At 70.6% G+C, this 24,944-nt stretch carries 19 protein-coding genes; 9 read left to right on the top strand and 10 right to left on the bottom strand.

All coding sequences use genetic code 11. The features are described 5' to 3' along the window. Positions 1-30 precede the first annotated feature (30 nt). From ACZ7GZ_RS11565 to uvrC, 7 genes are all read right to left on the bottom strand, one after another. Positions 31-1,242: a phosphoglycerate kinase gene (locus tag ACZ7GZ_RS11565; RefSeq protein ID WP_471023020.1), complete on the bottom strand. Its 1,212-nt coding sequence runs from the start codon at positions 1,240-1,242 to the stop codon at positions 31-33. A gap of 131 nt (positions 1,243-1,373) precedes the next feature. Next, positions 1,374-2,381 carry a type I glyceraldehyde-3-phosphate dehydrogenase gene (gene gap / locus ACZ7GZ_RS11560; RefSeq protein WP_358639930.1) on the bottom strand — a complete coding sequence of 336 codons (1,008 nt, stop codon included), beginning with the start codon at positions 2,379-2,381 and terminating at the stop codon, positions 1,374-1,376. 343 nt (positions 2,382-2,724) lie between these two features. Beyond that, positions 2,725-5,679: a M14 family metallopeptidase gene (locus tag ACZ7GZ_RS11555; RefSeq protein ID WP_471023016.1), complete on the bottom strand. Its 2,955-nt coding sequence runs from the start codon at positions 5,677-5,679 to the stop codon at positions 2,725-2,727. A 150-nt stretch (positions 5,680-5,829) separates the two neighbouring features. Next, complete coding sequence (gene whiA / locus ACZ7GZ_RS11550; protein WP_031166139.1) at positions 5,830-6,819, bottom strand: DNA-binding protein WhiA; 990 nt, start codon at positions 6,817-6,819, stop codon at positions 5,830-5,832. Further along, entirely contained in the window at positions 6,810-7,904 is a 1,095-nt protein-coding gene (locus tag ACZ7GZ_RS11545) for a gluconeogenesis factor YvcK family protein (RefSeq protein ID WP_471023015.1), read from the bottom strand. The genes whiA and ACZ7GZ_RS11545 overlap by 10 nt, the downstream gene beginning before the upstream one ends. Then, positions 7,901-8,920, bottom strand: coding sequence for an RNase adapter RapZ (rapZ, locus tag ACZ7GZ_RS11540; protein ID WP_471023014.1), 1,020 nt, complete (start codon positions 8,918-8,920; stop codon positions 7,901-7,903). The genes ACZ7GZ_RS11545 and rapZ overlap by 4 nt, the downstream gene beginning before the upstream one ends. After that, complete coding sequence (uvrC, locus tag ACZ7GZ_RS11535) at positions 8,917-11,004, bottom strand: excinuclease ABC subunit UvrC (protein WP_471023012.1); 2,088 nt, start codon at positions 11,002-11,004, stop codon at positions 8,917-8,919. The genes rapZ and uvrC overlap by 4 nt, the downstream gene beginning before the upstream one ends. A 446-nt stretch (positions 11,005-11,450) precedes the next feature. Here uvrC and ACZ7GZ_RS11530 point away from each other — a divergent pair, with 446 nt between their 5' ends. Next, positions 11,451-12,398 (top strand): hypothetical protein, encoded by a 948-nt coding sequence (locus ACZ7GZ_RS11530; RefSeq protein WP_471023010.1) that lies wholly within the window; start codon positions 11,451-11,453, stop codon positions 12,396-12,398. Between the two features lie 262 nt (positions 12,399-12,660). On the opposite strand, the gene ACZ7GZ_RS11525 is transcribed toward ACZ7GZ_RS11530, so the two are convergent. Further along, entirely contained in the window at positions 12,661-13,089 is a 429-nt protein-coding gene (locus ACZ7GZ_RS11525) for a Rieske (2Fe-2S) protein (protein WP_471023007.1), read from the bottom strand. 312 nt (positions 13,090-13,401) lie between these two features. Between ACZ7GZ_RS11525 and ACZ7GZ_RS11520 the strand changes: the two genes are divergently transcribed. Together ACZ7GZ_RS11520 and ACZ7GZ_RS11515 are read left to right on the top strand one after the other, a co-directional pair. Beyond that, positions 13,402-14,532 (top strand): LacI family DNA-binding transcriptional regulator, encoded by a 1,131-nt coding sequence (locus ACZ7GZ_RS11520; RefSeq protein WP_471023006.1) that lies wholly within the window; start codon positions 13,402-13,404, stop codon positions 14,530-14,532. Further along, positions 14,529-15,440 carry a carbohydrate kinase family protein gene (locus tag ACZ7GZ_RS11515; protein WP_471023003.1) on the top strand — a complete coding sequence of 304 codons (912 nt, stop codon included), beginning with the start codon at positions 14,529-14,531 and terminating at the stop codon, positions 15,438-15,440. Before ACZ7GZ_RS11520 ends, ACZ7GZ_RS11515 begins: the two co-directional genes overlap by 4 nt. Positions 15,441-15,607: 167 nt before the next feature. On the opposite strand, the gene uvrA is transcribed toward ACZ7GZ_RS11515, so the two are convergent. Next, entirely contained in the window at positions 15,608-18,634 is a 3,027-nt protein-coding gene (uvrA, locus tag ACZ7GZ_RS11510) for an excinuclease ABC subunit UvrA (RefSeq protein ID WP_471023001.1), read from the bottom strand. 224 nt (positions 18,635-18,858) lie between these two features. Between uvrA and ACZ7GZ_RS11505 the strand changes: the two genes are divergently transcribed. From ACZ7GZ_RS11505 to ACZ7GZ_RS11485, 5 genes are all read left to right on the top strand, one after another. After that, positions 18,859-19,545, top strand: a complete 687-nt coding sequence (locus ACZ7GZ_RS11505; RefSeq protein WP_471022999.1) for a maleylpyruvate isomerase family mycothiol-dependent enzyme — start codon at positions 18,859-18,861, stop codon at positions 19,543-19,545. Positions 19,546-19,590: 45 nt separating this feature from the next. After that, on the top strand, positions 19,591-20,244 hold the full coding sequence (locus ACZ7GZ_RS11500) for an MBL fold metallo-hydrolase (RefSeq protein WP_471022996.1): 654 nt from the start codon (positions 19,591-19,593) through the stop codon (positions 20,242-20,244). Between the two features lie 138 nt (positions 20,245-20,382). After that, entirely contained in the window at positions 20,383-21,267 is an 885-nt protein-coding gene (locus ACZ7GZ_RS11495; RefSeq protein ID WP_471022994.1) for an ABC transporter substrate-binding protein, read from the top strand. Further along, entirely contained in the window at positions 21,264-22,199 is a 936-nt protein-coding gene (locus ACZ7GZ_RS11490; RefSeq protein ID WP_471022993.1) for an amino acid ABC transporter permease, read from the top strand. Before ACZ7GZ_RS11495 ends, ACZ7GZ_RS11490 begins: the two co-directional genes overlap by 4 nt. Next, complete coding sequence (locus tag ACZ7GZ_RS11485; protein WP_471022992.1) at positions 22,196-22,954, top strand: amino acid ABC transporter ATP-binding protein; 759 nt, start codon at positions 22,196-22,198, stop codon at positions 22,952-22,954. Before ACZ7GZ_RS11490 ends, ACZ7GZ_RS11485 begins: the two co-directional genes overlap by 4 nt. A gap of 28 nt (positions 22,955-22,982) precedes the next feature. Here ACZ7GZ_RS11485 and aroQ read toward each other — a convergent pair whose 3' ends face one another. After that, positions 22,983-23,456 carry a type II 3-dehydroquinate dehydratase gene (aroQ, locus tag ACZ7GZ_RS11480; RefSeq protein ID WP_471022990.1) on the bottom strand — a complete coding sequence of 158 codons (474 nt, stop codon included), beginning with the start codon at positions 23,454-23,456 and terminating at the stop codon, positions 22,983-22,985. Between the two features lie 209 nt (positions 23,457-23,665). Between aroQ and ACZ7GZ_RS11475 the strand changes: the two genes are divergently transcribed. Then, positions 23,666-24,937: an MFS transporter gene (locus tag ACZ7GZ_RS11475; protein ID WP_471022988.1), complete on the top strand. Its 1,272-nt coding sequence runs from the start codon at positions 23,666-23,668 to the stop codon at positions 24,935-24,937. The last annotated feature ends 7 nt before the right edge of the window (positions 24,938-24,944 follow it).

Raw genomic sequence — 24,944 nt, 5'->3', positions numbered from 1 at the left:
GCGGCCAGAAGAAATCGATGCTGCCAAGGGTCAGTCCTCCAGTGCGGCGAGGCCGGGGAGCGTCTTGCCCTCGAGGTATTCGAGGGAGGCGCCGCCACCGGTCGAGATGTGGCCGAATGCGTTCTCGTCGAAGCCGAGCGTACGCACGGCCGCGGCGGAGTCACCGCCGCCGACGACGGTGAACCCGTTCGAGTCGACGAGGGCCTGGGCGACCGCCCTGGTGCCCTCGGCATAGTCGGGGTGCTCGAAGACGCCCATGGGACCGTTCCAGAACACGGTCTCGGCGTCGGCGAGCTTCGAGGCGTACAGCGCTCGGGTCTTCGGGCCGATGTCCAGGCCCTCCTGGTCGGCGGGGATCTTGTCCGCGTCGACCACGGTGTAGTCGGCCGGCGCCTTGGTCTTCAGGTCCGGGAACTCCCGGGAGACCAGGACGTCGACGGGGAGTACCAGCTCGACGCCCTGCTGCTCGGCGCGCTGCATGTACTCGGTGACGGCCGGGATCTGGTCCTCCTGCAGGAGGGAGATGCCGACCTCGTAGCCCTTGGCCTTGAGGAAGGTGTAGGCCATGCCGCCGCCGATGAGCAGCCGGTCGGCCTTGGCGAGCAGCTTGTCGATGACGGCGAGCTTGTCGGAGACCTTGGCGCCGCCGAGCGCGACCACGTAGGGGCGCTTGACGTCCTCGGTGAGCTGCTTCAGGACGCCGACCTCGGTGGCGATGAGGTAGCCGGCGTAGTGCGGCAGCTTCTTCGCCAGGTCGTAGACCGAGGCGTGCCCCCGGTGCACGGCGCCGAAGCCGTCACTGGCGTAGACGTCGGCGAGGGCGGCCAGCTGGTCGGCGAACGCGCCGCGCTCGGCGTCGTCCTTGCTGGTCTCACCGGGGTTGAAGCGCAGGTTCTCCAGGACGGCGACGTGGCCGTCGACGAGGCCCGCGACCGTGTCCTGGGCGGACCGGCCGACGGTGTCGGTCGCGAAGGCCACGGCGGAGCCGAGGAGTTCACCCAGGCGGGAGGCGGCCGGAGCGAGGGAGAAGGCGGGGTCCGGGGCACCCTTGGGGCGGCCCAGGTGCGAGGCGACGACCACCTTGGCGCCCGCGTCCGCGAGCGCCTTGACGGTGGGCAGGACGGCACGGATACGGCCGTCGTCGGTGATGGTGCCGCTGGCCAGCGGCACGTTGAGGTCGGCGCGGACGAAGACCCGCTTGCCGCTCACGCCGGCGGCGAGAAGTTCGTCGATCGTCTTCATTGAGTGGACTCCTGGGGAGGGCTCGTGGTGCACCTGATCGTAGAAGGACGTGGTCCGTACGCGGGACAGGGCCCGGACAGCGCGGCGACGCGCTGCCCGGGCCCTGGTCTCACTGCGAGGTCCTGCTGCGATCAGAGCTGGTTGCCGACGAAGACCGTGAGGTCGACGAGGCGGTTGGAGTATCCCCACTCGTTGTCGTACCAGCCGATGACCTTCACGTTCTTGCCCTCCTGGACCATGGTCAGGGAGGAGTCGAAGGTGCAGGACGCCGGGGCGTTGACGATGTCCGAGGAGACGATCTGGTCCTCGGTGTAGTCGAGGAGGCCCTTCAGCTCACCCTCGGCGGCCTTCTGGAAGGCGGCGTTGACCTCTTCCTTGGTGACCTCGCGGCCGAGCTCGACGACGAGGTCGGTGACCGAGCCGGTCGGGACCGGGACGCGCATGGCGATACCGTCCAGCTTGCCCTTGAGCTGCGGCAGGACCAGGGCGGTGGCCTTGGCGGCACCGGTGGTGGTCGGGATGATGTTCTCGGCGGCGGCACGGGCGCGGCGCAGGTCCTTGTGCGGGAAGTCCAGGATGCGCTGGTCGTTCGTGTACGCGTGCACCGTCGTCATCAGACCCTTGACGATGCCGAAGTTCTCGTCGAGGACCTTCGCCATCGGCGCCACACAGTTGGTGGTGCAGGAGGCGTTGGAGATGACGTGGTGGTTCGCCGGGTCGTACTTGTCCTGGTTGACGCCCATCACGATGGTGATGTCCTCGTCCTTGGCCGGAGCCGAGATGAGGACCTTCTTGGCGCCGCCGGCGATGTGCTTGGCGGCGTCCTCCTTCTTGGTGAAGATGCCGGTCGACTCGATGACGATGTCGACGCCCAGCTCACCCCAGGGGATGTCGGCCGGGTTGCGCTCGGAGAGCACCTTGATGGTGTGGCCGTCCACGGTGATGGTGTCGGCGGTGTGGGAGACCTCCTGCTTGAGGCGGCCCAGGATCGTGTCGTACTTGAGCAGGTGAGCGGTGGTCGCGGTGTCACCCAGGTCGTTGACAGCCACAACCTCGATGTCCGCCCCCTGCTCCAGCAGCGCGCGGAAGTAGTTACGCCCGATGCGGCCGAAGCCGTTGATGCCTACGCGGATCGTCACGAACCGATCTCCTCGTTGGTACGCCGGCCATGCGGTGCCGGCGAGCTCTGTTTGGGATGTCCCCGACCACCACCGACCCTACCTCCCGGAGAGCCCCGGAGTGACATCGAGATGGCGCATACACGGGCAGGCGTTCCTTACCCGCCAGTAGGGGTACGGACCGCCCCGGAACGGCAGTGGATTCGCCCGCATTTAGCATGGAATGCCGGGCGGTTTTTGCGCTGTCTTCACTCGTTCGTGAGCGGGTCGGCTCACTTGATCAGGGCCCCTTCCGCGCACCCTTGAGAGGGCTCCCGCTCACCTGTTGGAACAAGATGAGCGGGATCTGTCAACGTGGCGGCCCTCACGTGCCGAGCGCCACGAACGCCTTCCTCACCAGGGCTGCCCGATCGGCCGCCGACGACACCTGCTCCAGGCCGAAACCGAGCAGCACGGTGTCGTGCGTGGTGACCGCTCCGTACGTCTGGAAGAGCGCCCCGGTGCGCGCCCACTCCCTCAGGACGGCCGGGCTGCCCGCGGGCGGTCCGGCCACGTGCCAGGCGCCCAGGGACGACTCGAATCCCTCGGTCTCCCTGGCCGTGCCGCCGACGACGAGCGAGGCGTCGTCGGCGAGGACTCCGTGTCCGCCGGTGCCGGGGTCGGTGATGTAGCTGACCGAGACCTCGACGGACTTCCCTGCGTAGGCGCTCAGGTCGAAGGTGAGCTGCCGCCAGCCACCGGAGCTGCCGGTGAGGCTGTTCCAGGAGCCGGTCGCACCCCTCGCGGTGCAGGCCTTGTCCGCGAGTGCCAGGTAGTGCTTCAGCCATGGATGCTCGGCGATCAGGAACCCGTCCCCGCAGTCGGACGGCACGGCCGTACTGGTGGCGCCGCCGGACTCGGGCAGGGTCGTCCAGTCGTCCGCGCCCACGGTGTGCGCCTCGATCACCGCGTGGTCGTAGCCCGGCTCGGTGTCCCACAGCAGCCGGGTGGTCAGGACCGGCTTGTCGGCGGCGCTGACGCCGGTGAGGTCGATGGTGCGGGTGAGGCGCTTGTAGGCGTCGTCGGTGTGCACGGCGGCGGCCATGTACGAACCGGAGTACGGCCCGTAGGGGTTGACGGCCCCGGCGAACCGGCCCGCCCCCGCGCTCTTGAACTGCGGGTACCTGGCCACCGGAAGCTCGTCGGAGGTCACGCCGTAGGTGCCGGCCTTGTCGAGCGGGTTGCCGGGCGCGTCGCCGAGGGCGCCGGTGTAGCCGTCCAGGGCGCCGGAGCCGGTGAAGCCGGTGGCCCCCTTGGCCGAGGTCCGGCTGTAGGCGCCCAGGTAGTACTGACTGAAGTCGTCCGAGAGGCTGCCGTCGCCGAGTCTGACGCTGCCGCCGGCCAGCTCACCGGCCTCGATCAGTCTGCCGCCCTCGTTGAGGTAGGCGCGCAGCTGCAGCTGGGTGGCGTTCGCGGGGCCGTTCGCGCCGGAGTAGTGCACGACCGTCCTGAAGTGCTTCAGCACACCGAGCGCGTCCGGCACCCCTTGCGTCGCCACGTCCCACACGATCGCCCGGTGCCCGGCCGCCTTGAGCGCGTCGACGTACTTCCGTGACTGCGTGGCCGTCGTCCCCTCCTCGGCGACGACGAGTGTGTCGGCCCTGGGCCGCTCGGCGACGGTGTACGTGAAGGGGGAGCTGGAGACCTTCCTGCCGCTCTTCGTCTCGCCGGTGAACCACACCTCGACCTTGTCGCCCGGCTCGCCGCCGTGCACCTCGGCCCGGTACTCGTCGAAGTACAGGTCGTCCGCGCCGCCGTAGGTCGTGCCGCCCTTCCAGTGCCGCAGCGCCCGGTCGAGGACGCGGCCGCCGTTGACGCGGTACTTCAGTTCCTTGTCGCGGACCGCCTTGCGGACGACCACGGAGACCTCCTGGTCCGCGCCCCGGGAGTACGACGTGGAGAACGCGGCCGGGGTGAAGTCGGCCGCGCTCAGCCCGACCGAGGAGGCCGGCCGGTCCGGGTGCGCGGCGCTCTCGGCGACGGAGAGCGCGAACGGGACGTTCTTGGCGAACTCCTGCCGGATCAGCTTCTCGTCGTCCGGGAAGCTGAACTCCGACGGGCAGTCCTCCGGCTTCCATGCGTCGTCCGGGTCGACGTTCGACGCGGTCTGGCAGGTCGACATCTCCGGAGTGAACATCGCGACGCCGTCGACGTTCGACGCGTGCCCGTCCGCCTCGCCATTGGTGGTGTACAGCTCCGAGGAGAGCTGCGAGTGGTAACCCGGGACGGCCGGGTGGTCAGGGGTGCCGGCGAGCGCCTTGTAGAGCACGTCGTCGGGGCTCGGTGTGGCGACCTGCCAGCCGACACCGTAGAGAAGCAGCTCGGCGGCGGAGTGGTAGTTGACGGCGTATCTGAACCCGACGCGTTTCTCGAAGCCGTCCAGCGCCTTGGTCTCGGGCTCCGACTCCGGGCTCGCGCCGCGGTAGGTCTCGCTGGTGGGGTTGGGGGACGAACCCTCGTCGTCGTAGCCCCACTTGTAGGGGAAGTTGCGGTTGAGGTCCACGCCGTCGCCCGCGCCGATGACGCCGTCGCCGTTGACGTCCCGCAGGTTCTTGCGCCACAGACGCGTTCCGGCGTTCTTGAACGTGTAGTCGTAGCCGTCGGGGTTGGCCGAGATGACGAACCACAGCTCGTTCGAGTCGACGATCTTCCGGATGCGTTTGTCCGTCCGGTAGTTGTCCAGGTAGTAGTGCATCAGACGCCGGGTCATCTCGGGCGTGATCCACTCACGCGCGTGCTGGTTGGACAGATACAGCACGGACGGCCTGGAGCCGTCCTTCGTCTTCCCGGCGTTCCTGGTGAGTTTGAGGGCGAGGATGTCCTGGCCGTCGATCGTCTTTCCGATGGACTCGACCTTGGTCAGGCCGGGGTTGTCCCGGGCGGTCCGGAGGATCTCCTCCTTCAGTCCGCCACTGCCGCCGTACGGGCGGAACACACCCTGCGACGCGGTCGTGACGCGTGCCTGTGCCCGCGCCGACAGGGTGTGCTCGGTGAGGTCGACGCCCTCTTTCCGCAGCGTCGCCGCCTGCTTGCCGGTGAGGTAGACCTCGACCTCGGTCTTCCCGGGTCCGGTGACCTGCTCGCCGAGTTCCTGCCCGTCCTGTCCGGCCCGGAGGAGCAGAGGGATCTGCTGCGGGGTGACGTCGGCGCGGTAGACCCTGACCTCGTCCGAGCCGGACGTCGCCGGGTCACCGCTGCGGGCCTGGGCGTGGGGTGCGAGGCTCGCTCCGCCGACGAGAAGCGCGCCGACAGCGAGGATCGATTTCGCTCTGTGTCTCATGAACCCCCCTAGCGGTGGTCCGCCACAGCGGCGAACAGGTTGCCAGGCTCATGTCACCTCATGATCGAGTCAAGAGCGCCTCACGGACACGCAACGCCGGTGCCGACCACCCGAACGGGCGTACGGCACCGGCGACTTCGGACGCGTCGGTCAGCCGGCCAGGTTGTCGGCCAGCTCCTCGCTGAGGTTCGCCTCCGTACCCGGGATACCCAGGTCGGCGGCGCGCTTGTCGGCCATCGCCAGCAGACGGCGGATACGGCCCGCGACCGCGTCCTTGGTCAGCGGCGGGTCGGCGAGCGCGCCCAGCTCCTCCAGGGAGGCCTGCTTGTGCTCCATGCGCAGCCGGCCCGCCGCCGCGAGGTGCTCGGGGACCTCGTCACCGAGGATCTCCAGCGCCCGCTGGACGCGGGCACCGGCGGCCACGGCGGCCCGGGCCGAACGGCGCAGGTTGGCGTCGTCGAAGTTGGCGAGCCGGTTGGCGGTGGCCCGCACCTCGCGGCGCATCCGGCGCTCCTCCCAGGCCAGCACGGACTCGTGTGCGCCGAGCCGGGTCAGCAGCGCCCCGATCGCGTCACCGTCCCGGACGACGACCCGGTCCACCGTCCGCACCTCACGTGCCTTGGCGGCGATGGACAGCCGGCGGGCGGCACCGACCAGCGCGAGCGCGGCCTCCGGGCCCGGGCAGGTCACCTCCAGGGAGGAGGAACGGCCGGGCTCGGTCAGCGAACCGTGCGCCAGGAAGGCTCCGCGCCAGGCCGCCTCCGCGTCACAGGTGGCCCCGGAGACCACCTGCGGGGGCAGGCCGCGGATCGGCCGGCCCCGGCCGTCCACGAGGCCGGTCTGGCGGGCCAGCTGGTCACCACCGGCGACGACCCGGACGACGTACCGCGAGCCACGGCGCAGACCGCCGGGCGCCATCACGATCAGCTCGGAGCTGTGGCCGAAGATCTCCAGGATGTCCCGCTTGAGACGGCGAGCCGCCATCGCGGTGTCCAGCTCCGCCTCGATCACGATGCGCCCGCTCACCAGGTGAAGGCCGCCGGCGAACCGCAGAATGGCGGAGACCTCCGCCTTCCTGCAGCAGGTCCGGGTGACGGGGAGCCGGGAGATCTCGTCCTTCACCGCTGCCGTCATCGCCATGGGCCGATCCTTCCATGCATCCGAAAAATACGGTCGTACGCGGCGGCCAACAGCTCCGGATCATGCCGGGGTGATCCGTCGGTCCGGGCCACCGGTGCCAGCTCGATCGCGGCTCCCAGCCGTTTGGCGGCCTCGGTGAGCGAGTCGCGGTCGGGCACGGCAGCCTCGTCGGCCAGCACCACGTCCAGGGCGAGTTTAGGGGCGTGTCGCCCCAAAACCTCCAAATGACGCTGCGGGGAGAAGCCCTCGGTTTCTCCCGGTTGCGGGGCGAGGTTCAGGGACAGCACCTTGCGCGCCTTGGTCTGCGTGAGGGCGTCCAGCAGCTCGGGGACGAGCAGGTGCGGGATCACCGAGGAGAACCAGGAGCCGGGGCCGAGCACCACCCAGTCCGCGTCCAGGACCGCCGCCACGGCCTCGGGCACGGCCGGCGGGTCGTGCGGCACCAGGTGCACCGACTGGACCTCGCCGGGCGTCAGCGCGACCGTCGCCTGCCCGCGCACGGTGTCCACGTCGTCCGGGCGCTCGGGATCGTGCCCCTTGACCAGGGCCTGCAGCTCCAGCGGCACGGCGGACATGGGCAGCACGCGCCCGTGCGCGCCGAGCAGCTTGCCGACCAGGTCCAGCGCCTGCACATGGTCGCCGAGCTGCTCCCACAGAGCGACGATCAGCAGATTGCCGACCGCGTGCTCGTGCAGATCCCCCTTGGACTGGAAGCGGTGCTGGATGACCCGGGCCCAGGTCTGGCCCCAGTCGTCGTCACCGCACAGCGCGGCCAGCGCCTTGCGCAGGTCGCCGGGCGGCAACACACCCAGCTCGTCGCGCAGCCGGCCGCTGGAACCGCCGTCGTCGGCCACGGTGACGACGGCGGTGAGGTCACCGGTGATCCGGCGCAGTGCGGCGAGGGAGGCCGACAGGCCCATGCCGCCCCCGAGCGCGACCACCTTGGGCTGTGCGCCCCGGCGGCGGGGCCGGCCGCCCCGGGCCTCGGCGGTGCGGGCCGGCCGGGACTCGGCGGCCGCACGGCTCGCGCGTCCCTCCGGCACCATCCTGCGCAGCCGGCTGAGCCGCCGTGTACGTTCCGTCATTCCCGTCCCATGTCCCGGTGGACGACCACCGTCTCCACGCCCTCGGCCGCGAGGCGCGCGGCGAGCTTCTCCGACATCGCGACCGAGCGGTGCTTGCCGCCGGTACAGCCGATGGCGATGGTCACATACCGCTTGCCCTCGCGCCGGTAGCCGGCCGCGATGAGCCGCAGCAGTTCGGCGTACCGGTCGAGGAACTCCTTCGCGCCGGGCTGGTTGAAGACGTACGCGGCGACCTCCTCGTTGAGGCCGGTGAACGGGCGCAGCTCCGGGACCCAGTGCGGGTTCGGCAGGAACCGCATGTCCGCGACCAGGTCGGCGTCGACGGGCAGGCCGTACTTGAAGCCGAAGGACATCACGGTGGCCCGCAGCTCGGGCTCCTCCTCGCCGGCGAACTGGGCGTCCATCTTGGCGCGCAGCTCGTGCACGTTGAGGCTGGAGGTGTCGATCACCAGGTCGGCGTCTCCGCGCAGCTCGCGCAGCAGCTCTCGCTCGGCGGCGATGCCGTCGACGATGCGGCCGTCGCCCTGCAGGGGGTGCGGGCGGCGCACCGACTCGAAGCGGCGTACCAGGGCGTCGTCGGAGGACTCGAGGAAGACGATGCGCCGGGTGACGCCCCGGGTGTCCAGATCGGCGAGGGATTCGCGCAGATTGTCGAAGAAGCGCCGGCCCCGCACGTCCACGACGACCGCGATCCGCGCCACGTTGCCCTGCGAGCGGGCGCCCAGCTCCACCATGGTGGGGATGAGGGCGGGCGGGAGGTTGTCCACGACGAACCAGCCGAGGTCCTCCAGACACTTCGCCGCCGTCGACCGTCCCGCTCCGGACATGCCGGAGATGATCACCAGCTCGGGGATGGCCGCTTCGGGGGCCTGGGCGGGCGTGCCGTCCGTGCTCACCTGTGCTCCGTCTTCCTGCGCCGCGGGCTGCTCGCCGGCCGCGGGCGGTGGCTGGTCCCGCCCCGCTTCCTCGTGGGCCGGATCTCGCTCCGCTGTGGGCTGTGCGTCGTGCTCGGTCATGTCTCCTGCCCCCGTCGTTCGTCCGGGAGGCCCGCGGTTACGGGCTCCCCCGAGGAACCCGCCGTCGTATCGGGTTCCTCATCATCAATGATCTCTCCAGTCGCCGTGTTCACGGCGGGTGCGGCCGGGGCCGCCTGAGCGAGGGCCACGGCGATGGTCTCGGCCGTCTTCCGGCCTATCCCGGGCACCTCCTGGATCTGTTCGATTGTCGCGGATCGCAGCTTCTTCACCGAGCCGAAATGCTTGATGAGCGCCTGCTTGCGCATCTCGCCGAGACCGGGGACGTCGTCCAGGGGGCCCGCCCGGAAGCGCTTGGCACGCTTGGTGCGCTGGTAGGTGATCGCGAAGCGGTGGGCCTCGTCCCGCACGCGCTGGAGCAGATACAGGCCCTCGCTGGTGCGCGGCAGGACCACCGGGTCGTCCTCTGTGGGGACCCAGACCTCCTCCAGCCGTTTAGCGAGGCCGCAGACGGCGATGTCGTCGATGCCCAGCTCGTCCAGGGCGCGCCGGGCCGCGGCGACCTGCGGCTGACCACCGTCCACGACGACCAGCTGCGGCGGGTAGGCGAACTTCCTGGGACGGCCGTCGTCGTCCTTCAGCGAGCTGGTGAGCGGCTCGCCGTCGGGAAGGGCGCTCTCGCCGTTCACGGCGGTCTCCTCGCCGTCGGCCCACTCCCCCGTCTTCTCCTTCTCCGCGAGGTAACGCCGGAAGCGGCGGGTGATCACCTCGTGCATGGAGCGGACGTCGTCCTGGCCCGCGAAGCCCTTGATCTGGAAGCGGCGGTACTCCCCCTTGCGCTGCAGGCCGTCCTCGAAGACGACCATGGAGGCGACCACGTCGTCCCCCTGCAGATGCGAGATGTCGTAGCACTCGATCCGCAGCGGCGCGCTGTCCAGGTCGAGGGCGTCGGCGATCTCCTCCAGGGCACGCGAGCGCGTGGTCAGGTCGGAGGCACGCTTGGTCTTGTGCAGCGCCAGAGCCTGCTGGGCGTTGCGCTGCACGGTCTCCATCAACGCCTTCTTGTCACCGCGCTGCGGGATGCGCAGGGAGACGTTCGCCCCGCGGCGGCCGGCCAGCCACTCCTGGACCGGCTCGACCGGCTCGGGCAGCGCCGGGACCAGGACCTCCTTGGGGACCGCGTCCCCGGTCTCCTCGCCGTAGAGCTGCTGCAGGGCGTGCTCGACCAGGGCGCCGGTGGTGATCTCCTCGACCTTGTCGGTCACCCAGCCGCGCTGGCCGCGCACCCGGCCGCCGCGCACATGGAAGATCTGCACGGCCGCCTCCAGCTCGTCCTCGGCGACGGCGATGAGGTCGGCGTCGGTCGCGTCGGCGAGCACGACGGCGTTCTTCTCCATGGCCTTCTTCAGGGCCTCGATGTCGTCGCGCAACCGGGCGGCCCGCTCGTACTCCATCTCCTCGGCCGCCTCCATCATCTGCTTCTCCAGACGGCGGAGGTAGGTGCCGGTGCGGCCGGCCATGAAGTCGCAGAACTCCTCGGCCAGCTCCTGGTGGTCCTCGGGGCCGATCCGGCCGACGCAGGGGGCGGAGCACTTGCCGATGTAGCCGAGCAGGCAGGGGCGGCCCGTACGGGCGGCGTTCTTGAACACGCCGGCCGAGCAGGTGCGCACCGGGAACACGCGCAGCAGCAGGTCGACGGTGTCCCGGATGGCCCACGCGTGCCCGTACGGCCCGAAGTACCGGACGCCCTTCTTCTTGTGACCGCGCATCACCTGCACGCGGGGGAACTCCTCGTTCATCGTCACCGCGAGGTACGGGTAGCTCTTGTCGTCGCGGTACTTGACGTTGAACCGGGGGTCGTACTCCTTGATCCAGGAGTACTCCAGCTGGAGGGCCTCGACCTCCGTGGACACCACGGTCCACTCCACGGACGCGGCGGTGGTCACCATCGTCCGGGTGCGCGGGTGCAGGTTCGCCAGGTCCTGGAAGTAGTTCGCCAGGCGCTGACGCAGGCTTTTCGCCTTTCCGACGTAGATCACCCGGCGGTGCTCGTCACGGAACCTGTACACCCCGGGAGAGTCCGGGATCTCACCCGGCCTGGGGCGGTAGCTGGAGGGGTCGGCCATGTCTCACACCCTACTGGCGAGCGCCGACACCGCGTCGGGCCTGTGGACAACGCCAGCCGCGTGCCGCCCGGCCGTCCACATGCCCCCTGGGTGCCCCACCGGGGCGGGCCCGTACCGGTCATGTGCCGGACGCCCCGGACACCGGTGGGACCGGATCTGCGTCGCGTGCCGATCTGCCCACCGGACGCCGCGGGGGGCGTACCGCTCGTGGCCGGCTGCTCTGCTCCGTCGCGCGACCCGCCCGGCCGCGGCCGTGGCGGGTTCCAGGTGTTGTCGGGGTCTGGTCAACACGCTTCAATGCGGGGGAACTCGGGGCCGTGCACGTCCGCGTACGGGCGCGGCGTGCGCAGTCACGGGCGCCCACCGGCGCCCACGGGGGTGGCCCCGCACACCCGCTCAGACGGTCTGACCAGCCGTAGTGACACCTCACAGAAAGGCGCCACGGCATGCGGCATGCCACGGAGCACGCGCACCTCCCCACCGCGGAACTGGACACGGCCCTGCGGGGCGGCCCCTTCCATGTGGCGCTGCGCGCCGCGATCGCCGCACGCGGGCTGCCGCTCCAGCGCGTCCAGCACCATCTGTCCCGCCACGGGGTGAAGGTCGGCATCACGAGCCTGAGTTACTGGCAACAGGGCGCCCGCCGCCCGCAGCGCCCGGAGTCGTTGCGTGCGGTACGGGCACTGGAGGAGATCCTCCACCTGCCGGACGAGTCGCTGATCCGGCTGCTCGCCGAGGCCGACGAGCGCGCGGTGACCGGCCACCCGGCCGTGCGCTCCTACCGCTCCCTGATCGAGGCCTCGGACGTGCTGGACCGGCTCCGGGCCGAGCTGGGCTGGTCTCTCGACGGCGGGCTGCGCACCCTGGGCCACCACGAGTGCGTCCGCATCGGCGCCCGGCGCGAGCTGGCGGGCCGCGAGGCCCACCACATCGTGCGGGCCCACCGCGACGGCGTCGACCGCTTCGTCGCCGTGCACCACGGTGACCCCGGCTGCCGCCCGCACGACATCAGGGTGCGGGCGCTGGAGAACTGCCGCACGGGCCGCGTCCGCTGGGACCAGGACACCGGCGTGCTGGTGGCGGAGCTGCTCTTCGGCACCCGGCTGCGCTCCGGGGACACCTTCCTCTTCCGGTACGGCATCGAGGACGGCACGGCCGGGGCCTCCCGCGAGTACCTCCACCACTTCGGCTTCCCGGGCGGCCAGTACGCCCTCCAGGTGCGGTTCGACGCGGCCGCGCTGCCGATGCGCTGCCACCGCTTCGCCCAGCACTCGACGGCGGCCCCGCGCAGTGGCCGGCACGACCTGCCGGTCACCGGCCCACACCACTGCGTCCACGTGGTCGAGCCACGGATACGTCCGGGGATCGTCGGCATTGCCTGGGAGTGGGAGTGAAGTCGCCTCGGGGGTGTCGTGCGCCGTGGGTCTGTTGCGGGTCCCGCTGAAGGCCTGTCGAGGCGCCGGGATCCGTCACGCCGGACTGCGAAGGAGGGGGATGCCGGCTCGGCGGAGACGCGGAAGGGGCGGGCGGATCGGCGGCGCGGGGCAACGGGTGGTGGGGCTGCGGCGCCGGGCGGCTGCGGGGCGGGACAGCTGTGCGGCGGCGCCGGACGGCCGCGGGTGCGGGGCGTCGGAGCGGGGCGTCGCGGCAGGCCGGTCAGGCGCCCGGGCCGGCGATGATCCTGCCGTTCGTGGTCTTCACCGGCAGCTTGACCAGGGGCTCGGTGGCCGGTGACTGGACCACCTTGCCCGTCACGGCATCGAACTGGCTGCCGTGACAGGGGCAGATCAGCGTCGTGCCCTGCAGCTTGTTGATGGGGCATCCCGCGTGCGTGCAGATGGTGCTGTACGCCGTCAGCTCACCGCTCCCGTCGCGGCTGACGACCACGTTGTGATCCCGGTAGAGCTTGGCGCCGCCCTTCGAGACCTCACTCTCGGCACCGAGGTCGACCGGCGCGGTCGGGGCGGCCGCGGCCGAGCTGCCCTGCCCCGGCGCCGAGCACGCCGCCAGACCGAGTCCGGCGACCGGGGCCACGGCGGCCCCTCGAAGGACGGTACGGCGGCTGGCGGAGGGGCGGGCAGGCATCTGGAAACTCCACTGCTCAAGGGGTGTGCAGGGCGACGATACCCAGGCACAACGGTCGGCCTTGGAGCGGGGGCCTTCATTGACCGTATGCGAGGTGTCGGGAGCGGTGGTGAGGGGCGAGGAGGTGTCGGCGGGCTCGAAGCGGGGACGTAAACGCTTGCGCAAGCGTTTACGCGGGGGCGGTTGATGGGATACCGTCCCGGCCGGAAGGGCCCACGGCCGTTCGGCCTGGCGGCTCTGCTCGGTTTAAGCAATGCGCCCCTGCAGTGCGTTCCGCTGCGTCGGCGCAGTCGGCTCACGAAGGGAAACGCGATGCCCACGATGGCGGACGTCGCACGGAGCGCCGGGGTTTCCGTGGCGACCGTTTCCCATGTCCTGAACGACACCCGCCCGGTGCTGCCCCGCACCCGCCAGGCCGTGCTGGACGCCATCGACGCTCTCGGCTACACCCCCAACACACTGGCCCGCTCCCTGGTGACCTCCCGCACCCGCTCCATCGGGCTGGCGGTATCGGCGATCAGCAACCCGTACTTCACGGAGATCCTCCAGGGCGTCGAGGCCGCCGCACTGGAGGCGGGGTACAGCCTGCTCATCGCCGACCCGCACGACGACCCCGGGCACGAACGCAAGGTCGTGCAGCTCCTCCACGAACGCCGGGTGGACGGCATGATCGTCACTCCGTCCGCGCACCCGCACGATCTGGTCGGCTACCTTCGCCGCCAGGCCGTACCGACCGTCTTCCTGGACCGGATGATCGACGCGGACGTGCTCGACAGAACCGCTGTCGACGGTGCAGCGGGCGCCGCCCCCGGCGAGGGCGCGCCCTGGTACGACCAGGTCTGCGCCGAGAGCGCCGAACCGACCGCCCGTCTCGTCACCCATCTCGCCGGGCTGGGTCACCGTCGGATCGGTATGGTCGCGGGCCTGCCAGGGCTCAGCACCACCAGCGAGCGTGTCTCCGGCTACCGGGACGGCCTCACCGCCGCCGGCCTGGCCCACGACGAACGGCTCCTCGTGTCCGGCAACTCCGAGTCGGCGGCTGCCGAACAGGCCACGGCCGCCCTCCTCGCCCTGCCCGGTCCGCCCACGGCGCTCGTCACCGCCAACAACGCGATGACCATCGGCGCCCTGCGCGCCCTGCGCCGGCACGGCCTGTGCGTCCCGGGCGACATCGCCTTGTGCTGCTTCGACGACTTCGCCTGGGCCGACCTGTTCTCGCCCCGGCTCACCGCCATCGCCCAGCCCAGCAGAGAGCTGGGCGCACAGGCCGTCCAGCTGCTGCTGGGCCGTCTGGACCAGCCGCGCCGGCCGACCCGGAGGGTGCGGCTGCCGTGTGCGTTCGTCCACCGCACGTCCTGCGGGTGCCCGGAGGAGCCGGGCCGGTCCGAAGAGCCCGGGCACACCACGTCATCCACGCCGTCGGAGAAGGGAACCGCCTCGTGATCGTCGTCGCCGGTGAGGCACTGATCGACCTGGTGCCGCAGGGCTCCGGTGCCCTCGCGGACCTGAAGCCGGCGCTCGGCGGCGGCCCGTACAACACCGCCGTGGCCCTCGGCCGACTGGGCTCCCGCACCGCGTTCTGCTCCCGGACGTCGTACGACGCCTTCGGCGAGGCCCTGCTCGACGGGCTGCGGCGGGCGGCGGTGGATGTGTCGGGCGTGCAGCGCGGGGCGGAGCCGACGACTCTGGCGGTGGCCACGGTCGACGACGGTGGCTCGGCCGCGTACTCCTTCTATGTCGACGGCACCGCCGACCGTCTGTTCACCGCTCCCACCGCGCTGCCCGCCGGCACGCGCGCGGTCTCCTTCGGTACCTGCTCGCTCGTCCTGGAACCGGGAGCGAGCGCCTATGAGGAGCTGATGCGCACAGCGGCCGGGCAGGGGCTGTTCACCGCGCTCGACCCCAACGTCCGGGCGGGGCTGATCCCGGACGCGGACGCCTACCGGGCGCGCTTCAAGAGCTGGCTGCCTTCGGTGACGCTGCTGAAGCTCTCCGCGGAGGATGCCGAGTGGCTGGGCGGCACCCCGCGCGAGTGGCTGGCCGCGGGACCGGCGGCCGTCGTGGTGACCCGGGGCGGGGACGGCCTGACCGTGTTCACCCGAGACGGCGGGGAGTACTCCGTTCCGGGTGAGAAGGTCGCCGTGGTGGACACCATCGGCGCCGGTGACACGGTGAACGCGGCCCTGCTGCACGGTCTGTCCACGCAGGACGCGCTGTCGGAGGAAGCGCTCGCCGCCCTGGGGACTCAGGGCTGGACGCGGCTGCTGCGCTTCGCGGCACGCGCGGCGGCGATCACCTGCTCGCGGGCGGGGGCCGAGCCGCCGTACGCGGCCGAGCTGAGTGGCCTGTGAGCGGCCCCTTCTTTCTCTGCTGTTGTCAAGGTGCGGCCGGACCCGTGCGGCGTGGGCCTGTCGAACCTCGATCCGGGGTTGCTGATGAGGGAACGAGCGGCGCCCCGCGGGGAGTTCCCGCGGGGCGCCGCTTTTTGTTGGTGTGTCAGGCCTTGGCTGCTACCGCCTCAGGCCTTGCGGGCCCGCGTCGTCTTCTTCGCGGGCGTCGTCTTCTTCGTGGCCGCGGCGGCCTTCTTGGTGGCCGTGTTGTTGGCCCTGGCCGTCACCGTCTTCTTCGCCGCCGCCGTCGCCGCGGCCGTCTTCCTGGCCGTGGTCGCACGCGGTGCCGTCACCGGGTCCGCGTCGCTGATGCGGTCGGCCCCGAGGATCTCGCGCAGGAACTTGCCGGTGTGGCTGGCCGGCACCCCGGCGACCTCCTCGGGCGTGCCCTCGGCGACCACGAGGCCACCGCCGGCACCGCCCTCGGGACCCATGTCCACGATCCAGTCGGCGGTCTTGATCACGTCGAGGTTGTGCTCGATGACGATGACCGTGTTGCCCTTGTCGACCAGGCCGCCGAGGACCGTCAGCAGCTTGCTGATGTCCTCGAAGTGCAGACCGGTGGTCGGCTCGTCCAGGACGTAGACCGTGCGCCCGGTGGAGCGCTTCTGCAGTTCGCTGGCCAGCTTCACGCGCTGGGCCTCACCGCCGGAGAGGGTGGTGGCGGACTGGCCGAGGCGGACATAGCCGAGGCCGACGTCCTTCAGCGTCCTCAGGTGCCGGGAGATGGCCGGGACGGCCTCGAAGAAGTCGGTGGCCTCCTCGATCGGCATGTTCAGCACGTCGGCGATGGACTTGCCCTTGTAGTGGACCTCCAGGGTCTCCCGGTTGTACCGGGCGCCGTGGCAGACCTCGCACGGCACGTAGACGTCCGGGAGGAAGTTCATCTCGATCTTGATCGTGCCGTCGCCCGCGCAGTTCTCGCAGCGGCCGCCCTTGACGTTGAAGGAGAAGCGGCCGGGCAGGTAGCCGCGGACCTTCGCCTCGGTGGTCTCGGCGAACAGTTTGCGGATGTGGTCGAAGACGCCGGTGTACGTCGCCGGGTTGGACCGCGGAGTGCGGCCGATCGGCGACTGGTCGACGTGCACGACCTTGTCGACCAGGTCGTCGCCGTCCACGCGCGTGTGCCGTCCGGGGACGTTCCGCGCGCCGTTCAGCTCACGGGCCAGGTGCGTGTAGAGGATGTCGTTGACCAGCGTGGACTTGCCGGATCCGGAGACGCCCGTGACGGCCGTGAACACGCCCAGCGGGAAGGACACGTCGATGTCCTGCAGGTTGTTCTCGCGGGCGCCGTGCACGGTGAGCCGCCGGGACGGGTCGCGGGGACGGCGGATGTCCGGAAGCGGGATCGCCTTGCGGCCCGAGAGGTACGCACCGGTCTGCGACTCGGTGTTGGCGAGCAGTTCCTTCAGGGAGCCGCTGTGTACGACCTTGCCGCCGTGCTCGCCGGCGCCGGGACCGATGTCCACGACCCAGTCGGCGACCTTGATGGTGTCCTCGTCGTGCTCCACGACGATGAGCGTGTTGCCCATGTCGCGCAGCCTGACCAGGGTCTCGATCAGCCGGTGGTTGTCCCGCTGGTGCAGACCGATGGACGGCTCGTCCAGGACGTACAGGACGCCGACGAGACCGGAGCCGATCTGGGTGGCCAGGCGGATGCGCTGGGCCTCGCCGCCGGAGAGCGTGCCGGCCGCGCGGTTCAGCGAGAGGTAGTCCAGGCCGACGTCGACCAGGAAGCGCAGCCGTTCGTTGACCTCCTTCAGCACCCGCTCGGCGATCTTCTTGTCGCGGGCGTTCAGCTTCAGCCGGCCCAGGAAGTCCGCGCAGTCGCTGATCGACATCCCGGAGACCTCGGCGATCGACTTCTCCATGATCGTGACCGCGAGGACGATCGGCTTCAGGCGCGTGCCCTCGCAGGAGGGGCAGGGCACCTCGCGCATGTAACCCTCGAAGCGCTCGCGGCTCGCGTCGCTCTCGGCCTCGCTGTGCCGGCGCTTCACGAACGGCACCGCGCCCTCGAAAGGCGTGGTGTACACACGCTCACGGCCGTACCGGTTGCGGTACCGGACCTCGATCTGGGTCTTGTGGCCGTGGAGCAGGGCCTTCTTCGCGCGCTGGGGCAGGCCCGCGAACGGGATGTCCGTGCGGAAGCCGAGGGCGTCCGCGAGAGCGCCGATCAGGCGGCCGAAGTAGTCCTTGGTGTGCCCGTGCGACCAGGGGTGGATGGCGCCCTCGTCCAGGGACTTGTCCTCGTCCGGGACGATCAGTTCGGGGTCGACCTCCATGCGCGTGCCGATGCCGGTGCAGTCGGGGCAGGCGCCGAAGGGCGAGTTGAAGGAGAAGGAGCGGGGCTCCAGCTCCTCGAAGGACAGGTCGTCGTACGGGCAGTACAGGTGCTCGGAGTACATGCGCTCGCGCTCGGGGTCTCCCTCGGGGAGGTCGACGAAGTCGAGCACGATCATGCCGCCGGACAGGCCGAGGGCGGTCTCCACGGAGTCGGTGAGGCGGCGCTTGGCGGACTCCTTCACCGTGAGGCGGTCCACGACCACCTCGATGGTGTGCTTCTCCTGCTTCTTCAGCGTCGGCGGGTCGGAGAGCTGGATGGTCTGGCCGTCCACGCGCGCACGGGAGTAGCCCTTGGTCTGCAGGTCGGCGAAGAGGTCGACGAACTCGCCCTTGCGCTCGCGCACGAGCGGCGACAGCACCTGGAAGCGGCTCCCCTCCGGCAGCTCCAGGACCCTGTCCACGATGGCCTGCGGCGACTGGCGCGAGATCGGACGGCCGCACTCGGGGCAGTGCGGCTTGCCGATGCGCGCGAAGAGCAGGCGCAGGTAGTCGTAGACCTCGGTGATGGTGCCGACCGTCGAGCGCGGGTTGCGCGAGGTCGACTTCTGGTCGATGGAGACCGCCGGGGACAGGCCCTCGATGAAGTCCACGTCCGGCTTGTCCATCTGGCCGAGGAACTGCCGGGCGTACGAGGAGAGCGACTCCACGTAGCGGCGCTGGCCCTCCGCGAAGATCGTGTCGAAGGCCAGGGAGGACTTGCCCGACCCGGACAGGCCCGTGAAGACGATGAGCGAGTCACGAGGCAGGTCGAGCGAGACATTCTTCAGGTTGTGCTCGCGCGCGCCACGGACGATGAGACGGTCGGCCACGCCGGTCCGCACCTTTCTTGAGAGAAGTGACAGGGGCGGGGCCCCCGTGCTTCTTCAGACTAGGGGGAGCCACTGACAACGCCGGTCGGATTGCCCGATCGCATAACAACCCCCGGCCATCCAGCATGCCCGACGTCACCCTCGACGATATAGCACGTGCTTTCGATTTGCGGACGGCCTTCACCACCTTCACCCGAAGGTGTGGCGGGACTAATGTCAGGCCCATGATTGATCACGCTCATGACCTGGCATGTGTACGCGATGCGACCGAACGGCTCCTCACCGCGGTCGCCGCGCTGGACAACGCATCGCTCGCCCAGCCGTCACGGCTTCCGGGCTGGACTCGCGGCCATGTCCTCGCCCACCTCGCCCGCAACGCGGACGCGCTCGTGAACGTTCTCGAGGGCCGGCCCATGTACGCGAGCGCCGAGGCACGCAACGCCGACATCGAGCGCGACGCCGCGCGTCCCCTCGACGTCCAGCTCGCCGACCTGCGCGAGAGCACGGCCCGCTTCGAGGCGGCGGGAGACGCGCCGGCGAACTGGACGCGCACGGTGGAGCTGCGCAACGGGGTCACCGACTCCGCGTCCCGCGTGCCGTTCCGCAGGTGGGCCGAGGTCGACCTGCACCATGTGGATCTCGGCATCGGGTACGAGCTGGAGGATCTTCCGGCGGAGTTCACGGAGCGGGAGATCGGCTTCCTCGTGGAGCGCTTCTCCGGGCATTCCGAGGTCCCCGCGACCCGCGTCACGGACGGCACGCGCGCGTGGAGCACGGGACGCGAGGCGGCCGAGCCCGAGGTGACGGTCGGCGGCGCTCCGGCGGATCTGCTGGGCTGGCTCGCCGGACGTCGTGAGGGGGCCGCGCTGAAGGCGACCGGCGGCGTACTGCCGAAGCTGCCGCCGCTGTAGCGCGACAACGGTCCGCCGGGCGCTCCCCGCTATAGGCTGATCGCCATGACGTACAGCGGAGAGGTCACGGTCGGCGGACCGGCCGACGTGCACGAGCTGAAAGACCTGATGATCACGAAGATCGCGGTCGGCCCGATGGACAACAACGCCTATCTGCTGCGCTGCCGGGCCACCGACGAGCAACTCCTGATCGACGCCGCCAACGAGGCGCAGACGCTCCTCGGCATGATCGGCGACGACGGCATCGCATCCGTGGTCACCACGCATCGGCACGGCGACCACTGGCAGGCACTCGCCGAGGTCGTCGCCGCGACGGGCGCGCGCACGTACGCCGGCCGCGAGGACGCCCCCGGCATCCCGGTGCCCACCGATGTCCTCGTGGACGACGGCGACGTCATCAGGGTGGGGCGCGTCGAACTCACCGCGCGGCATCTCGTGGGGCACACCCCGGGCTCGATCGCGCTGGTCTACGACGACCCGCACGGCCACCCGCACGTCTTCACCGGCGACTGCCTCTTCCCGGGAGGTCCTGGAAAGACAACGAATCCGGTGGACTTCACGAGTCTGATGGACGGTCTGGAAGAGAAGGTCTTCGGTCCGCTGCCCGACGAAACGTGGATCTACCCGGGCCACGGAAACGACACCACGCTCGGCGACGAACGACCGCACCTGGCGGAGTGGAGATCCCGAGGCTGGTGAGCTGTTGGTGCGGTTCGCCGTGTCGCTTCGGCGGGCGCGTGCGCGCGGCGTTCACAGGACCGCAACACCCGTTCCCACTATGCGGACACTTACGGTCATGACCTGGACAAGCATGGGGTTCGCTGCCAATCTCCCGCCATGTATCTCGCCCCTCGCACCCTGCGCCGTGCGCTGGCCGCCGCCACCGTAGCCCTGCTCGCCACCGCTGTCGGCTGTGCTCCGCAGCCCGAGGACAACGCGCCGGCAAGTCCGTCCGGATCGGCCGCGAAGAGCTGCGCCAAGGGCACGTTGGCCACCAAGACCTCCGGCAAGCTGACGATCGCGACGGACGAGCCGGCGTACGAGCCGTGGTTCAAGGACGACAAGCCGGCGAACGGCAAGGGTTTCGAGTCGGCGGTCGCCTACGCCGTGGCGCAGCAGCTGGGTTACGGCAAGAGCGCGGTCGTATGGCAGAGCGTGCCGTTCAACAAGGCGTTCGCGCCCGGTGTGAAGGCCTTCGATTTCGACATCAACCAGGTGTCGATCAGCACCGAGCGCAAGAAGGCCGTCGACTTCTCCTCCGGTTACTACGACGTGCGTCAGGCCGTCATCGCCCTGAAGGGCGGCAAGGCCGCCGGAGCGACGAGCATCGCGGACCTGAAGGACCTCAAGCTGGGCGCCCAGGTGGGCACCACGAGCCTCGACTACATCACCGACGTGGTGAAGCCGAAGCAGGAGGCCGCGGTGTACGCCAAGAACGACCAGGCCAAGTCCGCCCTGAAGAACGGCCAGGTCGACGCCATCGTCGTCGACCTGCCGACCGCGTTCTACATCACCGCGGCCGAGGTGACGAACGCGAAGATCGTCGGCCAGTTCGAGAACCAGGGTGCCGCGCCTGAGCAGTTCGGGCTGGTGCTGGACAAGGGCAGCGCACTGACCTCGTGCGTGAGCGGCGCCGTAGACGCCCTGCGCAAGGACGGCACGTTGGGCAAGCTCGAGAAGCAGTGGCTCTCCGACGCCGTCGACGCTCCGGTGCTCAAGTGACGGTCACCAAGGGCGAGTCGGCCCGGGAGGGGGCCGACGGCAAGGGCGACATGACCGGAGCCGCCGCCGGCGGTGTCCCCGGTGACGGCTACGTACCCTCCCAGCGGCGGCTGGAGCGCGAGCGCCACCAACGCGCGCGTGCCCGCCGCGCCACGGCCGTCGCGGCGCTCTCGACGCTGGTCACGGCCGTCGTGCTGTACCTGGTCGTGGTCGACGCGCCGGGCTGGCCGCGCACCAAGGAGACGTTCTTCGACGCGCACTACGCGCGCGAGGCGCTGCCGAAGGTCCTCGACGGTCTGTGGCTGAACGTCCGCCTGCTCGCGGTCTGCGGCGTCGCCGTCCTGGTCCTGGGCATGCTGATCGCGATCGCGCGCACCCTGCGCGGTCCGGTCTTCTTCCCGCTACGGGTGCTGGCGGCGGCGTACACCGACTTCTTCCGCGGCCTTCCGCTGATCATCAACCTGATGATCGTCGTCCTGGGCGTGCCGGCGCTGCGGCTGCAGGGCGTGACGGTCGATCCGGTGCTGCTGGGCGGTACGGCGCTGACGCTGACGTACTCGGCGTATGTGGCCGAGGTGTTCCGGGCCGGGATCGAGTCGATCCACCCTTCGCAGCACGCCGCGGCCCGCTCGCTGGGCCTCACCAACCGGCAGGCCCTGCGCTACGTCGTCCTCCCCCAGGCGGTACGTCGTCAGGTGCCGCCGCTGCTCAACGACCTGGTGTCGCTGCAGAAGGACACGGGCCTGGTGTCGATCGGGGGCGCGGTGGACGCCGTGCGGGCGGCCGACATCATCGTGGGCCGCAGTATGAACTACACGCCGTACATCGTCGCGGGGCTGGTGTTCGTGGCGCTGACCATTCCGATGACCCGCTTCACGGACTGGGTGACGGCCCGGATGGACCGGCGGCGGGCCCAGGGAGGAGCGCTATGAGTGACGCAGACGCACCCGTCCTGCGCATGGAGTCCGTCCGCAAGACCTTCGGCGCTTCCATCGTCCTGCGGGACGTCGAACTGGAGGTCGCGCCGCACACGGTGACCGCCCTGATCGGCGCGTCCGGATCGGGCAAGTCCACGCTGCTGCGCTGCGCCAACCTCCTGGAGGAGATCGACGACGGTGCGATCTGGCTGGACGGCGAGGAGATCACCGATCCCCGTGCCGACCAGGACGCGGTGCGGCGGCGCATCGGTGTGGTCTTCCAGGCGTACAACCTGTTCCCGCACATGACCGTGCTGGACAACATCACGCTGGCGCCGCGCCGCGTGCACGGCGCCGCCCGCGCCGAGGCCGAGGAACGGGCCAGGCAGCTGCTGGAGCGCCTCGGACTGGCCGCCAAGGCCGATGCCTATCCCGACCGGCTCAGCGGCGGCCAGCAGCAGCGTGTGGCGATCGTACGGGCGCTTGCCGTGCGGCCCCGGCTGTTGCTGCTGGACGAGATCACGGCCGCGCTCGACCCCGAACTCGTGGGCGAGGTGCTGGAGGTGGTCCGGGACCTGAAGGACGACGGCATGACCATGATGCTGGCGACGCACGAGATGGGCTTCGCGCGGGACGTGGCCGACCAGGTTTGCTTTCTGGACGGTGGAGTCGTCCTGGAGCGCGGCACCGCCGAGCAGGTCTTCGGCGACCCACAGCAGGAGCGCACGCGGCGCTTCCTGCGGCGGATCGTGGAGGCGGGCCGGCTGTGACAGCGCAGGCCCACGCGGCGGCGCAGGGCTACGCGTCGGCCTGGGCCGCGCCCACCAGGGCGGCCACGCGCTCCACGCCGAACACATAGCCCTGCACTCCGCACCCGGCGATCACACCGTCGGCGCGCAGCGAGACGTACGAGTGGTGCCGGAACGATTCGCGCTGGTGGATGTTGGAGATGTGCACCTCCAGCACGGGCATGCCGTCGCAGGTGTTGAGTGCGTCCAGAATCGCGACCGACGTGTGGGAGTAGGCGCCGGGGTTGATGACGATCCCGCAGTGGTTCAGGCGCGCCTCGTGGATCCAGTCGACCAGTTCGCCTTCGTGGTTGGACTGCCGGAAGTCCACCGTGCCGCCGTGCGCCGCCGCGGCCTTGGCACACAGCGCCTCGACGTCGGCCAGCGTGTCCTTGCCGTAGATCTGGGGCTGGCGCTGGCCGAGCAGGTTCAGGTTGGGCCCGTTGAGGATCATGATCGGGGCGTTGGCCAGGGTGCGGGGCACGGTTCCTCCGGTCCGTTCGGGGCGGTACGTCGACGACCGCTGCTCGCACCCGGTGTATCACGGTGGCCGGAGCGAAGGGCGGGCCGTGTGCCCCGGTGACTTCGGCGCACGCCACGGTCGCCCGATCACCTCCGCGCGCCCCGTAACCGCCGATCACAGGGAGTAGTTGACGCGGCATGCAGCCTCTACGCGCCGTAAGTGCCCCTTCGATGCCGAGACTCGCCGCCGCATCGCTGGCGGGGAGCGCGATCGAGTTCTACGACTTCTTCGTCTACGGGACGGCGGCGGCCCTGGTGCTGGGGCCGCTGTTCTTCCCGACGTTCTCGCCCGTTGCGGGGACCCTGGCGGCGTTCGCGACGTTCGGGGTGGGGTTCGTGGCCCGTCCGCTCGGCGCGGTGCTGTTCGGGCATCTCGGCGACCGGCGCGGGCGGCGGCCGGTGCTCGTCCTCTCGCTGCTGCTCACGGGCGCCTCGACGGTCGCGGTGGGCTGCGTGCCGTCGTACGGCGCGATCGGCGTCGCCGCACCCGTACTGCTGCTCGTCCTGCGCTTCCTGCAGGGGCTGGGGCTCGGCGGGGAGTGGGGTGGAGCGGTCCTGCTGACCGCCGAGCACGCGCCGGCCGCGCGACGCGCGCTGTGGTCGAGCTTCCCTCAGGTCGGCCCCGCGTTCGGTTTCGTGCTCGCCAACGGGGTGATGCTCGCCCTGTCTGCGGCACTGTCGGACGCGGAGTTCGCGCGGTGGGGGTGGCGGGTGCCGTTCTGGGCGGCCGGGGTGCTGGCGCTGGCCGGGCTGTGGCTGCGCTCGTCGCTCGCCGAGAGCCCTCGGTTCCTGGAGATCGACGACCACGCGCGCGTGCCGTTCGTCGAGGTCGTACGGCATCACGGGCGGCTGGTGCTGCTGACGGCCGGCGCGCTGGCCGTCGGGTACGCGGTGTTCTATGCGGTGACGACCTGGTCGCTGGCGTATGCGACGGAACGGCTCGGGGTGAGCCGGACAGTGATGCTGACCTGTGTCATGGCCGCGGTGGTCGTCAAGGGGGCGCTCACGCCTGTGATGGCGCTGCTCGGCGACCGCTACGGGCGCCGGGCGATGTGTCTGACGGGGTGCTCGGCCTGCGCCCTGTGGATGCTCCCGATGGTGGCGCTGCTGGCCACCGGTGAGCCGTTGCTGATGTTCCTCGGCATTCTGGGTGCCCTGATCACCTTCGTCATCATGTTCGCGGTCGTCGCCGCCTATCTGCCGGAACTGTACGAAGCGCGGGTGCGCTGCACGGGCGCCGCGGTGGGCTACAACCTCGGCGGGGTCCTCGGCGGCGCCCTCACTCCGATCGTGGCCACGGCGCTCGCGGAGCAGGGCGGACGGGTGCCGTGGGCCGTGGGCGCGTATCTGACGGGTGTCGCACTGGTCAGCCTGGTGTGCTTCGCGCTGCTTCCGGAGACGCGGCCGGTACCGGTGCCGGCGGTGGAGCCCGTGGCAGGCTGACCCGGCG

The sequence above is a fragment of the Streptomyces sp. NPDC037288 genome (genome assembly GCF_055603265.1).
The sequence above is the reverse complement of the archived record's forward strand: the minus strand, read 5'-3'. Positions and strand labels throughout refer to the sequence as shown.